This window comes from Novosphingobium sp. ERW19 (genome assembly GCF_012641315.1).
Taxonomy (GTDB): Bacteria; Pseudomonadota; Alphaproteobacteria; order Sphingomonadales; family Sphingomonadaceae; genus Novosphingobium.
Map to the genome: position 1 here is coordinate 105,486 of NZ_JABAIC010000003.1, position 12,302 is coordinate 117,787.

Below are 12,302 nucleotides of genomic sequence, written 5' to 3' on the forward strand. Positions count from 1 at the left end.
CTTCCTTACCGGCCGACGAACCACACCGGGTCACCCACGCTCACACCCAGCGCGGCAGCGGCCACCGGGTCCAGCGTCAGGCCATCGTCGGTCTCGGCGATCTCGGCGAAGGTGCAGCGGTATTCGGCCAGCTTGCCGGTCGCCACCAGCGCCTTGGTCACATTGCCGCCGCCTTCGGGCGCGCGAATGTGGGCCACGGCCACTTCCTTCGCCTCGCAGATCGAACGCACGCGGTCGGTCCGCGCGGTCATCGTCGGGCCGCCGTCGAAGATGTCGACATAACCCTCGTAGGCAAAGCCTTCTTCCTCCAGCATGCGCATCGCCGCGCGGCCCGAGGGGTGGGGCAGGCCGATGGCCGAGCGTGCGGTTTCGGGCAGCATCGCGATATAGACCGGGTGCTTGGGCATCAGGTCGGCAATGAACTGGTTGCCGTTGATCGCGTTGAAATAGTCCGCTTCCTGAAAGCTCATGCCGAAGAAGCGACCGGCCACGCCGTCCCAGAACGGCGATCCGCCACGCTCGTCGATCACCCCGCGCAGCTCCGCCAGAATCTTGTCGCCAAAGCGCTTTCTGTGCATCGCGATGAACAGGTAGCGGCTGCGCGCGAGCAGCATGCCAAGGCCACCTGCGCGTTCCGAGGGATGCAGGAACAGCCCGCCCACTTCGCTCGATCCTTCAAGGTCGGTGACAAGGTTGAGCATCTCGGCGCGGAAGGTGCGGTTCAGCTCCTTGGAATGCTGGGTCAGCGTCGCCATGCGGTAGGAATAGAACGGCCACTGGCGGCCGACCGAGGTGAAGATCTGCGCCGTGCCGCGCACTTCGCCGGTGGAGGTATCCTCCAGAACCAGAACGAAAAGTTCGTCCCTGGGGTTCTTCGGATCGCCTTCCTCGGTGTTGCCGTATGCTTCTGCCGCGCGGGACAGTTTTGCCGTCAGCGCCTTGCGATCGGGCGGCAGGTTGGTGAAACCGCCGCCGGTCAGCTTGGCCATTTCGTAGAGCGGTTGCAGATCGTTCGCGCGGGCCGCGCGGATACGGAATGTCATGGATTTCCCCCGGAAAGGCGATGCAGGACGAGCGCGGACAAGGCGGCGCGCTCGGCCAGGGACGGCACGATCAGGTATTCCTGATCGGAATGGATCGCCCCGCCGCGTACGCCCATGGTATCGACCACGGGAACCCCGCAGGCGGCGATGTTGTTGCCGTCACAGACTCCGCCCGAGGCTTGCCAACGGATTGATTGGCCGAGCAATTCTCCGCACTCACGAACCAGCCCGAACAGTGCCTCGGCCTCTTGCGTCATCGGCTTCGGCGGCCGCGAGACGCCACCGTGGAGGTGGATGCCAACCTCGTGCAACGCTTCGAGACTCTGCACCAACTCACGAAGACTCTCAGTGAACTCCACGGCAACTCCCGGCAGCCGAGGCCGGACATTGAAGCGCAAAATCGCATGGTCGGGCACGACGTTGTTGGCGCTCCCGCCATCGATCCTCGCCGGGTTGATCGACAGCCCCGGCCGCTCCAGACCTTTCAGCTTCAGAGCCATGTCCGCCGCCGCGATGATCGCGTTGCGCCCATCCTGCGGATTGCGCCCGGCGTGGGCCGAACGTCCCTTGATGACGGCGCTGTAGTTCCCGCTCCCCGGCCGCTCACCGGCCAGGGTGCCATCGGGCAGGGCGGACGGTTCATAGGTCAGCGCCGCCGCCTTGCCCTGCGCCAGCTGCGCGATCAGCGGGGCGGACGACAGGCTGCCGGTCTCCTCGTCGGAGTTGATCAGCACGTCATAGCCGACACCGGCCGCAGCAGGGCTTTGCTCGAACGCCGTCAGCGCAGCGAGGATCACCGCGATCCCGCCCTTCATGTCGGCCACGCCCGGGCCGTTCAGTGTTTCGGCATCAAGCCAGCGCAGCGTCTGGAACGCATGGGCAGGCGGGAACACCGTGTCCATGTGGCCGGTGAGCAGGTAACGCCGCTGTGCATCCGGCCTGACCGACAGCACGAAGTGCGCGCCGTTGGCAGTCTCGACCTCGCGCCCGTCGGCGGCCATCGCCGTGACTGGAGCCGCATCGACCTTGCGGATGGCTCCGGGCAGGGCGGAGAAGGCGTCGGCCAGAAGGTACCACTGAGCATCGAGGCCGGGAAGGTTGCCGGTGCCGGTGTTGAGCGCGCACCACGCCTCCACCTGCGCCAGCATGCCTGCGCCTTCGATCCCCTCGACGATTGCTTGTTCTGTAAGGCTAAGCTGTTTCATCTGTTACGACCCTAGCGGTTCCCGAGGGCTGGGTGAACCCCCGGAAACCGCGCGTGGTCGTATCAGCCCTCGGCAAGCATCTCGATCAGCGCCCTCGAGAACGCCGGGATGTCATCGGGCTTGCGGCTGGTGATCAGGTTGTCATCCACAGCAACTTCCTCGTCCACCACGTCCGCGCCGGCATTGGCAAGGTCGGTGCGGATCGAAGGCCAGCCGGTGACGGTTCGGCCATCGAGGATATCGGCTTCGGCCAGCAGCCACGGCGCGTGGCAGATTGCGGCGATCGGCTTGCCCAGATCGTCGAAGTCGTTGACGATGTCGATGGCGCGATCGTCCATGCGCAGGATGTCCGGGTTCATCTGCCCGCCCGGCAGGAGCAGCGCGTCGTATTCCTTGGCATCCACCTCGTCGAGCGTGATGTTGACAGCCACGGCATCGCCCCAGTTCTTGTCCTTCCAGCCGGTGATGGACCCGGCTTTCAGACTGGCGACCACGGTTTCGATTCCGGCGTCTTCCAGTGCCTTCTTGGGGCCTTCGAGTTCCGACTGTTCGAATCCGTCGGTCGCGACGATCAGCACGCGCTTGCTCATATGGTTCTCCTTTGGGGAATATCGGGGGCGGGATTCGCCCGCTCCCCCCAAGAATAGCCGGGGACTGTGGTTGTTCCGTGACTTTCGCTCTGCCGAACGTGTTGCTAGGACGTTCCAACCATGGCGACAGAAACGACCGAGCCCGATCCCTTCGACGCAATTGTCGATGCCCCGTTCGATTCCGCGCTGTCGGAGCGCTACCTCGTCTATGCGCTGAGCACGATCACCGCGCGCTCGCTGCCCGACCTGCGCGACGGGCTGAAGCCGGTGCACCGCCGCCTGCTCTGGGCGATGCGCCAGTTGAAGCTCAACCCCAACGATGCCTTCAAGAAATCCGCCCGCGTGGTGGGTGACGTGATCGGCAAGTATCACCCGCACGGCGATGCCTCGGTCTATGACGCGATGGTGCGCCTCGCGCAGGACTGGTCGCTGCGTTACCCGCTGGTCGAGGGGCAGGGCAACTTCGGCAATGTCGATGGCGATAACGCCGCCGCCTACCGCTACACCGAAGCGCGGCTGACGCGCACCGCGATGCAGCTGATGGCCGGGCTCGACGAAGGCACCGTCAACTTCGTCCCCACCTACAACGGCGAGGACGAGGAGCCGGAAATCTTCCCCGGCCTGTTCCCGAACCTGCTCGCCAACGGTTCCAGCGGCATCGCCGTCGGCATGGCGACCAACATCCCCAGCCACAACGTCGCCGAGATCATCGACGCCGCGCTGCTGCTGATCGACAACCCCCATGCCGAACACAGCCAGCTGATGGAAGTGTTCCACGGGCCTGACCTGCCCACCGGTGGGGTCATCGTCGACAGTCCCGCTGTCATCTCCCACGCCTACGAGACCGGGCGCGGCGCGATCCGCGTGCGCGGGCGCTTCTCCACCGGCCGCGACGAGGCGGGCAACTGGGAAGAGACCGGCATCGAGAAGCTCGGCGGCGGGCAGTGGCAGCTGGTCGTCTCCGAAATCCCCTACATGGTGCCCAAGAGCAAGCTGATCGAACAGATCGCCCAGCTCATCGCCGACAAGAAGCTGCCGATCCTCGAGGACATCCGCGACGAGTCCGACGAGCAGATCCGCCTCGTCCTGATCCCCAAGAGCCGCAACGTCGACCCAGACCTGCTCAAGGAATCGCTCTACAAGCTGACCGACCTCGAAAACCGCTTCGGCCTCAACCTCAACGTGCTGGATTCGCACCGCACGCCGGGGGTTCTGGGTCTCAAGCTGGTGCTGCAGGAATGGGTGATCAGCCAGATCGACATCCTGTTGCGCCGCTCGCAGCACCGGCTCGACAAGATCGCGGGCCGCCTTGAGCTGCTCGGCGGCTACATCATCGCCTACCTCAACCTTGACCGGATCATCGAGATCATCCGCACCGAGGACGAGCCCAAACCGGTGATGATGGCCGAGTTCGAACTGACCGACCGCCAGGCCGAAGCGATCCTCAACATGCGCCTGCGCTCCCTGCGCAAGCTCGAGGAAATGGAACTGCGCAAGGAGCGCGACGAACTGCTGGCCGAGCAGGAGGAACTGCAGAAGCTGCTCGACAGCCCGGCCCGCCAGCGCACGCGGCTGAAGCGCGATCTGAATACCCTGCGCAAGGACTATGCCGAGGACACCCCGCTCGGCCGCCGCCGCACCACCATCGCCGAAGCCGCACCCACGCGCGAATTCAGCATGGACGCGATGATCGAGAAGGAGCCGGTGACGGTGATCCTTTCCGCCAGGGGCTGGATCCGCGCGGCTAAGGGCCATGTGCCGCTTGATGGCGATTTCAAGTTCAAGGAAGGCGATGGCCCGGCCTTCGCGTTCCACTGCCAGACCACCGACAAGTTGCTCGTCGCGGTCGACAATGGCCGCTTCTACACCGTCGGCGCCGACAAGCTGCCCGGCGCGCGCGGCTTTGGCGAACCGATCCGCACGATGGTCGATATCGATCCCGATGCGCAGATCGTCAGCGTCACGGTCTACAAGCCCAAGGGCCAGCTCCTCCTCGCCGCCAACACCGGGCGTGGCTTTGCCGCCGAGATGGACGAACTGCTCGCCGAAACGCGAAAGGGGCGCGGCGTCGTCTCCACCAAGCCCGGCGTGAAGCTCGCCGTGGTGCGCGAGATCGCGCCCGAGCACGATCATGTCGCGGTGATCGGCGAAAACCGCAAGCTGGTGATCTTCGCCCTGTCCGAAGTGCCGCTCCTCGCCAAGGGGCAGGGCGTGACCCTGCAGCGCTACAAGGACGGCGAGATGTCCGACGTCATCACGCTGAAGCTGGAGGACGGCCTGTCATGGACGATGGGCGGCGAGAGCGGCCGCACCCGCGTCGAGAAGGACCTCCTGCCGTGGAAGGTCGCCCGCGGCGCCGCAGGCCGCCTGCCCCCCAACGGCTTCCCCCGCGATAACAAGTTCTGATCCCAAGATCCTCCCCGTCTTTGCCAAGCACAACCGGGGAGGGGACCACCCGCTGACGGCGGATTTTGGTGCTATCGACCTTGGACTCAAGTGGCCGGAATGGGGGGATTGTGGAAATCGCTTCCATAACAGCACTATTCCCGTCACCCCGGGCTTGACCCGGGGTCCCGCTTTCTTCCTGCTCACCTCATGGACAAGGAGAGGATCGGTGGCTGGGTCTATATCATGGCCGACCGTTACCGAGGCGCCATGTATGTTGGCGTGACCTCACACATTGCTGCGCGCATCCATCAGCACCGCAACGACAGAGGATCGGACTTCTGCGCTCGGTATGGTTTAAAACGGCTGGTCTGGGCCGAGCGCGGTGACCGGATTGAAGACTGCATCACGCATGAGAAGCGCCTGAAGCGCTGGCGCAGGGAGTTCAAGTTCGACCTGATCGAGCGCGGCAATCCCGACTGGCTGGATCTTCATAATGTGATTGTTGGTTGGTTTGAGCGACGAAAAAGCGGGACCCCGGGTCGAGCCCGGGGTGACGGTATGGATGATGCGCGCAAGTACCAACGTCCGCAATGGGGTCGTGTCTGGAACGGCAGCTTATGAAGGCGATGGGGCGATAGCGGCCCCAGATCCTCCCCGTTTTCACCGCAGGTGCAAATGGGGAGGGGGACCGCCGCCGTAGGCGGTGGTGGAGGGGTAGTGTTCCTTACCCCTCCTTCAGCGCTGCGCGCCGCACCTCAGAAAGGTCCACCGGCGCACCGGATCAAAACACCATCGCATGGGTTTTGGCGGGGTGATCGCCGTGGAGTTGCCTGACCTTGATCCGCTACCTTCTCGTCCTTGCCCCTGTCGCCCTGCTCGCCACACCTGCCCGCGCCGAGTGGATGAGCGGCGCGCAGTTGCACGAGGCGTGCTCGGCCAAGGCGCCGGTCGACAGGGCCATGTGCCTGTCCTACGTGATCGGCGTGCTCGACGGGTTCCGCAGCATGGAGCGCCCGCCCAAGGTGCCGGACGACGTCAGTGCGGGGCAGGTGCGCGATGTGGTGGCAGCCTATCTCGCCAGCCATGACGAGGCGCAGACGCTGCAGGGACGCACGGTGGTGAAGGCGGCGATCGTCGATGCCTGGCCCGACATTCAGCCAAAGGTCGCGCCTCCGCCGAAGCGCAAGGCTCCGGCGAAGACCACGCGCAAGCCCCGCCGCAGGGGCTAAGCCGGTTCCAGCAGCAGGCTGGCAGCAGCAGTATTGCTGATCGGGATGTGGTAGTTGCGGCTGACTTCGGTCATCCCCTGATCGCCCATGGCGCCGCGCGCGGCGATCCAGTTGAGGATTTCGACACCTTGCGTGCCGGCAAGCTCGGCCACTTCCTCGGCAGTGTGGCCGGTCAGTGCATCCGGGTTGCTGGCGAGGTTATCCAGGCAGAACAGGTCGTAGTCCGGGTTCATGAACCCGGCGCGCGGACCGTCCAGCTGGTGTGAAAGCCCGCCGGTGCCACAGATCAGCACGCGCTCGTCCCCGCCCCACGATTGCAGGGCGCGGTGGACCGCACGGCCCAGCGCAAGGCAGCGCTTCGGGCTGGGCAGCGGGTACTGCACGGTGTTGATCGATATGGGGATGAGCTTGAGCGGCCATGTCTCGACACCGGGATAGGCCAGTTCGAACGGGATAGACACGGCGTGGTCGACCAGCATCTTCTGGCAGGTCGTGATGTCGAACTCGTCGCGCACCAGGCTGTCGATCAGGTGCCACGACAGCGCGGGATGGCCCTCGAAGCTCTTGTAGACCGGCAGGCCCCAGCCTTCGTCGGCATTGTCATACGAGGGCGCGGCGCCCACCGCGAAGGTCGGCATCTTGTCGAGGAAGAAGTTCAGGCCATGGTCGTTGGAGAAGACCACGGCAACGTCGGGCTTCGCATGCGCCAACCACTCGCGGATCGGAGGGAAGCCCTGGAAGAACGGCTTCCAGTAGGGGGTGTCCTGATCGCCGCGCATGATCGCGCCGCCGATGCCGGGGACGTGGCTGGTGAAATAGCCGCCGATGATCTGTGCCATCATGCACACTCCTTGGAGGGGATTTTTTTGGCCCATTCGACGAGCATGGCCTTGAAGGCATCGACCGACATGCCGGTCTGCAGGGCGCCGAGGTCCTGCACGCCAAGGCCGAAGATCCCGGCAAGCTTGGCGAGGTAATAGACGTTGCCGCCAGCCTCGAGCATGGCCAGCACATCGCGGTCTGCCACGGCCTTGCGCTGCTCGGGCGTCAGGTGGAAGCGGGCGCAATAGCCTTCCTCATCAGCAAGGAAAGCATCGCGGTTGGCTTTCTCGTTGAACGAAAAGCACATCGCGTTGAGCTCGTAGCCGCGCGAGGCCGGGGCGCCGTCGAACAGGGGAATGGCGCGGCGCAAGGCCTGTTCGCGGGCGGCGGCGGACGGGGTCTGATGGTGTTCCATGCATCTGGTCTCCCAAGCGATCTTCTGGCCGAATCGAACAGGCCTTCGATGCGGCGCCTGTCCAAGATCATATGCAACACATACAATCTCGGCCTTGATGCAGGTCAAACTTGGGTTAGCGCCATAAGTAACGTAACGGAGTTTGATGAGCGCGAGTTAACGTGTAGAATCAAGCCCATGCCACTTTCGAACGCCGAACGTCAGCGCCGCTATCGCCAAAGGCTCAAGGCTCGCGCCTCGGGTGCGCTGGTGGTCGAACAGGCGCAAATGGCGGTTGAGCGCGCAATCCACGCGCTCTGGGCCTATCACGAACGCCCGTCGCCCAGCGGCATTGCGTGGAGCGAGATCGATGGCTGCCGGACGCTCGAAGCCTACCGTTCCGAGCTGGAGCGTTCGCCCGCCAATCTCCTGCAGACCTGCCGGGCGTTCCTGCCCGATTTCTCCGGCCTGACGGTGGAGGAGGCGACCGCGATTGCAGAGGTCATCGCATTGGCCGACGTCTTGCGGCTTTCAGCACCCACTAAGGTGGACTTTGCCGTCCTGGCTGACGTCGATTGATGTGATTGGCGGAACAGAAAAAGCTCGAATAATCTTGCAGTTATAGTTTTTGCGGCGCTATTAAGGTCCGGATTGGACCAAACTGCCTGAAAAGAGCCGGGCCAATTGAACATGGGGGTGCAAACTTGGCAATTGGCGAGACACGTCAGGCGCGTGTCGTGCGCGCTTTGGTGGATCCTGATCGCACCCCTGCGGAATCGCTGGCGTGGATGGCGGTGCTGCTTGTCATCCCCACGATACTGCGGGCCTCGCTCGACATGGGGGCGCTCGGGCGGCCGTTCGTCACCTATTGGCCCACTTTGCTGATTGCATCGCTCGCACTCGAACTGCGCTACGCGCTGGCCTACATGGTGCTCGCGTCCCTTCTTGCGCAGCGGCTGTTTGGTGGGGACCCGTGGTTCTCGCAGGTCGGTGTCGTGCGCAGCCTGATCTTCGTGCTGTTCGTGTTCTCGGGCGGGCTGACGGTCCTGATCGGCAGCATGCTGCGCGGGGCGATGCGGCGGATCGCCGTCGTCAATGCCGAGCAGGAGCGCTACAATCGCGAGCTGCGCCACCGCGTGCGCAACATGCTGACGCTGATCCAGGCGCTCGCCTCGCGCGGGCCCAAGGCGGCATCGCCGATGGATTTCTACAAGGAATTCAGCCTGCGTATCGAAGGGCTGGCAGCAGCGAGCGACCTCTTGCAGATCGGCGCAGATGCGGAAGGACGGCTGCCGCAACTCGTGCGCGATACGGTCGCCCCGTTCGAGCACGACGACCGCATCCGCATGACCGGCGAACCCTGCGTGCTGCCCGCAGGAAGCTGCATCCCCCTGATCATGGCCCTGCACGAGTTGTGCACCAACGCGGTCAAGTATGGCGCGCTATCGGGCGAGCGCGGCCATGTCGAGCTGAGCTGGTTCATCGGCCCCTCCGGTTCCACGCTGTACATGCTGTGGGCAGAAAAGGGTGGTCCGCCTGTGACCAGCCCCGCGCGTCCGGGCATCGGCTCGCGGCTGCTGGTCCCGCAACCGGGGATCGAAGGACTGGAACTGAACTTCGATCCGGCGGGCGTGTGGTGCGAACTGCGGATCGAGGGTGTCAGGCCCCTGAACCGCTAAACGCGTAAATCGCTGAAAAACTGGCGAAAATCAGAAGCCGGCTTCGATCGCCACGCGGATGGCATCGGCGCTGGTCTTCACGTCCAGCCCCTTGAGCACGGCGGAGCGGTGCATCTTCACGGTGCGCTCGCTGAGGCCCAGTTCATAGGCGATCTGCTTGTTGAGCTTGCCCGCCGCCATCAGCACCAGGATTTCCTTCTGGCGGCGGCTGAGGCGTTCGACGCGTTCGGCGGCGCCATTGCGGCGCAGGTCGTTGGCCGCGCCCTGTTCCTCGGGCAGTTCGACCTGGGAGCCGAGGAAGTATTCCACTTCACCTTCGGCATCGAAGATCGGCGCAACCATCACCGCGTTGCGGAAACGGGTGCCGTCCTTCTTGTAGTTGATGATCTCGACCATCACCGGCTGCTTGCGGTGAATGCCGTCGCGCAGCACGCGGGCCTTGTCATCCTCCGTGCCTGTGCCACGCAGGAACCGGCAGTTGCGGCCGATGATCTCCTCTCGCGGGTATCCGGTCAGTTCGACGAACGCGTCATTGCAGGCAATGATCGGGTTGTCCGGCAAACGCGGATTGCTGATGACGGCGGCCGTCGGGCTGGAGGCGATCATCTCGGCTATGGACATGGGTGCACATATACGCTCTTTCCCGCCGGTTTCCAGCCCGTGCCCTTTGGTCCGTGTTGTTCCCGATGGGGCTGCGGCGCATCCGGACATCATTCCGCAACCTTTTTTGCGCCGGATCGGAGCCTTTACCGATGAACGTCCTCTCACCCTCCCTCGCCGCCTCTTCGGGCATGGCAGACGTGATCGGCGAGGACGGCAAGATCGTCGTCCCCGCCGATGTCGAAGAGGCGATCCGCACGCTGATCCGCTGGTCGGGCGACGAGCCCGAGCGCGAAGGCCTGCTCGATACGCCCAAGCGCGTGGCGCGGGCCTGGCGCGAATACTGCCGCGGCTATGCCGAGGACCCGGGCCTGCACCTTTCGCGCACCTTCGAGGAAGTGGGCGGCTACGATGAAGTCGTGCTGCTGCGCGACATCCCGTTCCAGAGCCACTGCGAACACCACATGGCGCCGATCATCGGCACGGCGTCGATTGCCTACCTGCCCAAGGACCGCGTCGTCGGCATCTCCAAGCTGGCGCGCGTGCTGCACGGCTATGCCAGCCGGCTGCAGGTGCAGGAGCGGCTGACCGCGGAAGTCGCCAAGTGCATCTGGGACAATCTCCAGCCGCAAGGGGTCGCGGTGGTGATCGAGGCGCAGCATGGCTGCATGACCGGACGGGGGGTCAGGACGCATGGCGTGGGGATGGTGACGAGCCGGATGCTCGGCTGCTTCCTCGACGATGCCAGTAGCCGCAAGGAAGTTCTGGCGTTGATGGGACGTGGTTGAGCCCGCGAAAACACCGATGAAGATGCATGTTGCCATTGTTGGCGCAGGAATGTCCGGTCTTTCCTGCGCTTCCCAGCTCGTTCGCTCGGGCCACACCGTCGCGCTCTACGACAAGGGGCGCGGCCCCGGCGGACGCATGTCGACGCGCCGCATGACGACGCCGCTCGGCGATGCCCATTTCGACCATGGCGCGCAGTACTTCACCGTGCGCGATCCGGCGTTCATGGCGCAAGTCGCGCGCTGGTCGGCCAGCGGCGTCGCTGCGCCCTGGCCTGCCGCCGGAACCGGCGCCTGGGTCGGCGTGCCGACGATGAACGCCGTCATCAAGGAGATGTCCGACCAGCACGACGTGACGTTCGGCTGGCACGTGCGCGGCCTTGTCCGCCGCGAGGACCGCTGGTTCCTGACCGGGGAGACCGGGGCGGGAGAGCGTATGCAGGCCGGGCCGTTCGATGCCGTGGTCGTGTCGATCCCGCCCGAGCAAGCCTCGGCCATCGTTGCGCTGCATGACCTTTCGCTGGCGGCAACCGCGCTCGCGGCCCGGTCGCAGCCGTGCTGGACCGGCATGTTCGCCTTTGCCGAACGTCTGCCGAGCAGGCACGACACCGTGCGCGAGGCAGGGCTGATCAGCTGGGCCGCACGCAATGGCGCCAAGCCCGGCCGCAAGGGCCCGGAAACCTGGGTGGTGCAGGCCAGCCCGCACTGGTCGACCCAGCATATCGACGACAGCGTGGAGAACGTCTCGGCCGCCTTGCTTGCCGCCCTGGGCGAAGCGCTGGAGCAAACCCTGCCGGAACCGGTCACCGCCTCGGCCCATCGCTGGCGCTATGCGATGTCCACTGGCAGCAACCTTGGCGCACTGTGGAGTGCACAGTCGAAAATCGGCGTGTGTGGTGATTGGCTGCTCGGCCCGCGCGTGGAAAATGCATGGATCTCGGGAAGGACGCTGGCCACCCGCATGATGGCGCGCGAACGCGAGGAAGTCGCCTGATCGCTATCGACAGGAGTTCGGACGTCCGCTTAAGAAGGCGGCCATGAACGCGGCGGAAACCTCTCCCATCAAGGGCAACTTCGAACAGGTCAACGACGGTCCCTGGGCCGGCTGGTGGAAATGGTCGGGCAAGGACCCGTTCGAGGACGGCACCGGTCCGTTCTTCGTCAAAAGGGACGCGCGCGGAATCGTCACGGGCTTCATTCCCGAGGCCAAGAACCTGAACGGCCACGGCATCGTCCACGGTGGGTCGCTGATGACCTTTGCCGACTTCTCGCTGTTCATGGTCGCGGCCTCGAATGGCGATGAAGTCAGCGGCGTGACCGTGACGATGAACTGCGAATTCGTCAGCGGCGCACAGGCGGGCGAGATGTTGACGGCGCGTGGGCAATGCGTCCGCGCCGGAGGCAGCCTCGTCTTTGCCCGCGGCACGATCCTGCGCACCGGCGCGGACGGGCAGGAGGAAGCCGTGCTGAGCTTTTCCGGCACGATCAAGCGATCGCGGCGGATTTCACACTAGAAGTGGCACGCTCCAAGTCGAGTCACCGCTGTCTGGGGTATGATATCCCAACG

Annotated in this window: 13 protein-coding genes and 1 pseudogene; 8 read left to right on the plus strand and 6 right to left on the minus strand. The window is 64.8% G+C overall.

Translation table 11 applies throughout. From position 1 onward, the window contains the following. Nucleotides 1-5: 5 nt before the first annotated feature. From HGI46_RS06475 to HGI46_RS06485, 3 genes are all read right to left on the minus strand, one after another. Nucleotides 6-1,043: an arginine N-succinyltransferase gene (locus HGI46_RS06475; protein ID WP_168903563.1), complete on the minus strand. Its 1,038-nt coding sequence runs from the start codon at nucleotides 1,041-1,043 to the stop codon at nucleotides 6-8. Further along, a complete protein-coding gene (locus HGI46_RS06480) occupies nucleotides 1,040-2,248 on the minus strand; it encodes a hydrolase (protein ID WP_168903564.1) in 1,209 nt (402 codons plus the stop codon). The genes HGI46_RS06475 and HGI46_RS06480 overlap by 4 nt, the downstream gene beginning before the upstream one ends. 62 nt (nucleotides 2,249-2,310) lie before the next feature. After that, complete coding sequence (locus HGI46_RS06485; RefSeq protein ID WP_168903565.1) at nucleotides 2,311-2,838, minus strand: type 1 glutamine amidotransferase domain-containing protein; 528 nt, start codon at nucleotides 2,836-2,838, stop codon at nucleotides 2,311-2,313. Nucleotides 2,839-2,958: 120 nt separating this feature from the next. On the opposite strand from HGI46_RS06485, the gene parC reads away from it, so the two are divergent. The 3 genes and pseudogenes from parC to HGI46_RS06500 all read left to right on the plus strand — a co-directional run bounded on the left by parC (nucleotide 2,959) and on the right by HGI46_RS06500 (nucleotide 6,455). After that, the gene (gene parC / locus HGI46_RS06490) at nucleotides 2,959-5,244 is read left to right on the plus strand and encodes a DNA topoisomerase IV subunit A (protein WP_168903566.1); all 2,286 of its coding nucleotides are present in this window, start codon (nucleotides 2,959-2,961) and stop codon (nucleotides 5,242-5,244) included. A 189-nt stretch (nucleotides 5,245-5,433) separates the two neighbouring features. Continuing rightward, nucleotides 5,434-5,727: pseudogene (locus HGI46_RS06495) on the plus strand (GIY-YIG nuclease family protein); the annotation flags it as partial. Nucleotides 5,728-6,062: 335 nt separating this feature from the next. Then, nucleotides 6,063-6,455, plus strand: a complete 393-nt coding sequence (locus HGI46_RS06500) for a Rap1a/Tai family immunity protein (protein WP_168903568.1) — start codon at nucleotides 6,063-6,065, stop codon at nucleotides 6,453-6,455. On the opposite strand, the gene HGI46_RS06505 is transcribed toward HGI46_RS06500, so the two are convergent. Both HGI46_RS06505 and HGI46_RS06510 read right to left on the minus strand, forming a co-directional pair. Next, on the minus strand, nucleotides 6,452-7,294 hold the full coding sequence (locus tag HGI46_RS06505; RefSeq protein WP_168903569.1) for a class III extradiol dioxygenase family protein: 843 nt from the start codon (nucleotides 7,292-7,294) through the stop codon (nucleotides 6,452-6,454). The genes HGI46_RS06500 and HGI46_RS06505 overlap by 4 nt on opposite strands. After that, complete coding sequence (locus tag HGI46_RS06510; protein ID WP_168903570.1) at nucleotides 7,294-7,692, minus strand: protocatechuate 4,5-dioxygenase subunit alpha; 399 nt, start codon at nucleotides 7,690-7,692, stop codon at nucleotides 7,294-7,296. Before HGI46_RS06510 ends, HGI46_RS06505 begins: the two co-directional genes overlap by 1 nt. Nucleotides 7,693-7,869: 177 nt before the next feature. On the opposite strand from HGI46_RS06510, the gene HGI46_RS06515 reads away from it, so the two are divergent. Then, nucleotides 7,870-8,250, plus strand: a complete 381-nt coding sequence (locus HGI46_RS06515; RefSeq protein ID WP_168903571.1) for a hypothetical protein — start codon at nucleotides 7,870-7,872, stop codon at nucleotides 8,248-8,250. 158 nt (nucleotides 8,251-8,408) lie between these two features. Next, a complete protein-coding gene (locus tag HGI46_RS06520; protein ID WP_168903572.1) occupies nucleotides 8,409-9,350 on the plus strand; it encodes a sensor histidine kinase in 942 nt (313 codons plus the stop codon). A 30-nt stretch (nucleotides 9,351-9,380) separates the two neighbouring features. Here the strand turns inward: HGI46_RS06520 and HGI46_RS06525 are convergent, their stop codons facing one another. Beyond that, nucleotides 9,381-9,971 carry a PAS domain-containing protein gene (locus HGI46_RS06525; RefSeq protein WP_240344498.1) on the minus strand — a complete coding sequence of 197 codons (591 nt, stop codon included), beginning with the start codon at nucleotides 9,969-9,971 and terminating at the stop codon, nucleotides 9,381-9,383. 170 nt (nucleotides 9,972-10,141) lie between these two features. Here HGI46_RS06525 and folE point away from each other — a divergent pair, with 170 nt between their 5' ends. From folE to HGI46_RS06540, 3 genes are read left to right on the plus strand one after another with little or no spacing between them, the layout of a single operon-like run. Beyond that, nucleotides 10,142-10,738: a GTP cyclohydrolase I FolE gene (gene folE, locus HGI46_RS06530; protein ID WP_118074675.1), complete on the plus strand. Its 597-nt coding sequence runs from the start codon at nucleotides 10,142-10,144 to the stop codon at nucleotides 10,736-10,738. 22 nt (nucleotides 10,739-10,760) lie between these two features. Then, the gene (locus HGI46_RS06535; RefSeq protein WP_168903826.1) at nucleotides 10,761-11,729 is read left to right on the plus strand and encodes an FAD-dependent oxidoreductase; all 969 of its coding nucleotides are present in this window, start codon (nucleotides 10,761-10,763) and stop codon (nucleotides 11,727-11,729) included. Between the two features lie 43 nt (nucleotides 11,730-11,772). Then, nucleotides 11,773-12,249, plus strand: coding sequence for a PaaI family thioesterase (locus HGI46_RS06540; protein ID WP_118073249.1), 477 nt, complete (start codon nucleotides 11,773-11,775; stop codon nucleotides 12,247-12,249). Nucleotides 12,250-12,302 lie beyond the last annotated feature (53 nt).

Bases quoted from the DNA above. Each gene is read 5' to 3' on its own strand.
- HGI46_RS06475 (WP_168903563.1), bottom strand. From the start codon at position 1,043: ATGACATTCCGTATCCGCGCGGCCCGCGCGAACGATCTGCAACCGCTC.
- HGI46_RS06480 (WP_168903564.1), bottom strand. From the start codon at position 2,248: ATGAAACAGCTTAGCCTTACAGAACAAGCAATCGTCGAGGGGATCGAA.
- HGI46_RS06485 (WP_168903565.1), bottom strand. From the start codon at position 2,838: ATGAGCAAGCGCGTGCTGATCGTCGCGACCGACGGATTCGAACAGTCG.
- parC (WP_168903566.1), top strand. From the start codon at position 2,959: ATGGCGACAGAAACGACCGAGCCCGATCCCTTCGACGCAATTGTCGAT.
- HGI46_RS06505 (WP_168903569.1), bottom strand. From the start codon at position 7,294: ATGGCACAGATCATCGGCGGCTATTTCACCAGCCACGTCCCCGGCATC.
- HGI46_RS06510 (WP_168903570.1), bottom strand. From the start codon at position 7,692: ATGGAACACCATCAGACCCCGTCCGCCGCCGCCCGCGAACAGGCCTTG.
- HGI46_RS06515 (WP_168903571.1), top strand. From the start codon at position 7,870: ATGCCACTTTCGAACGCCGAACGTCAGCGCCGCTATCGCCAAAGGCTC.
- HGI46_RS06525 (WP_240344498.1), bottom strand. From the start codon at position 9,971: ATGTCCATAGCCGAGATGATCGCCTCCAGCCCGACGGCCGCCGTCATC.
- folE (WP_118074675.1), top strand. From the start codon at position 10,142: ATGGCAGACGTGATCGGCGAGGACGGCAAGATCGTCGTCCCCGCCGAT.
- HGI46_RS06535 (WP_168903826.1), top strand. From the start codon at position 10,761: ATGCATGTTGCCATTGTTGGCGCAGGAATGTCCGGTCTTTCCTGCGCT.
- HGI46_RS06540 (WP_118073249.1), top strand. From the start codon at position 11,773: ATGAACGCGGCGGAAACCTCTCCCATCAAGGGCAACTTCGAACAGGTC.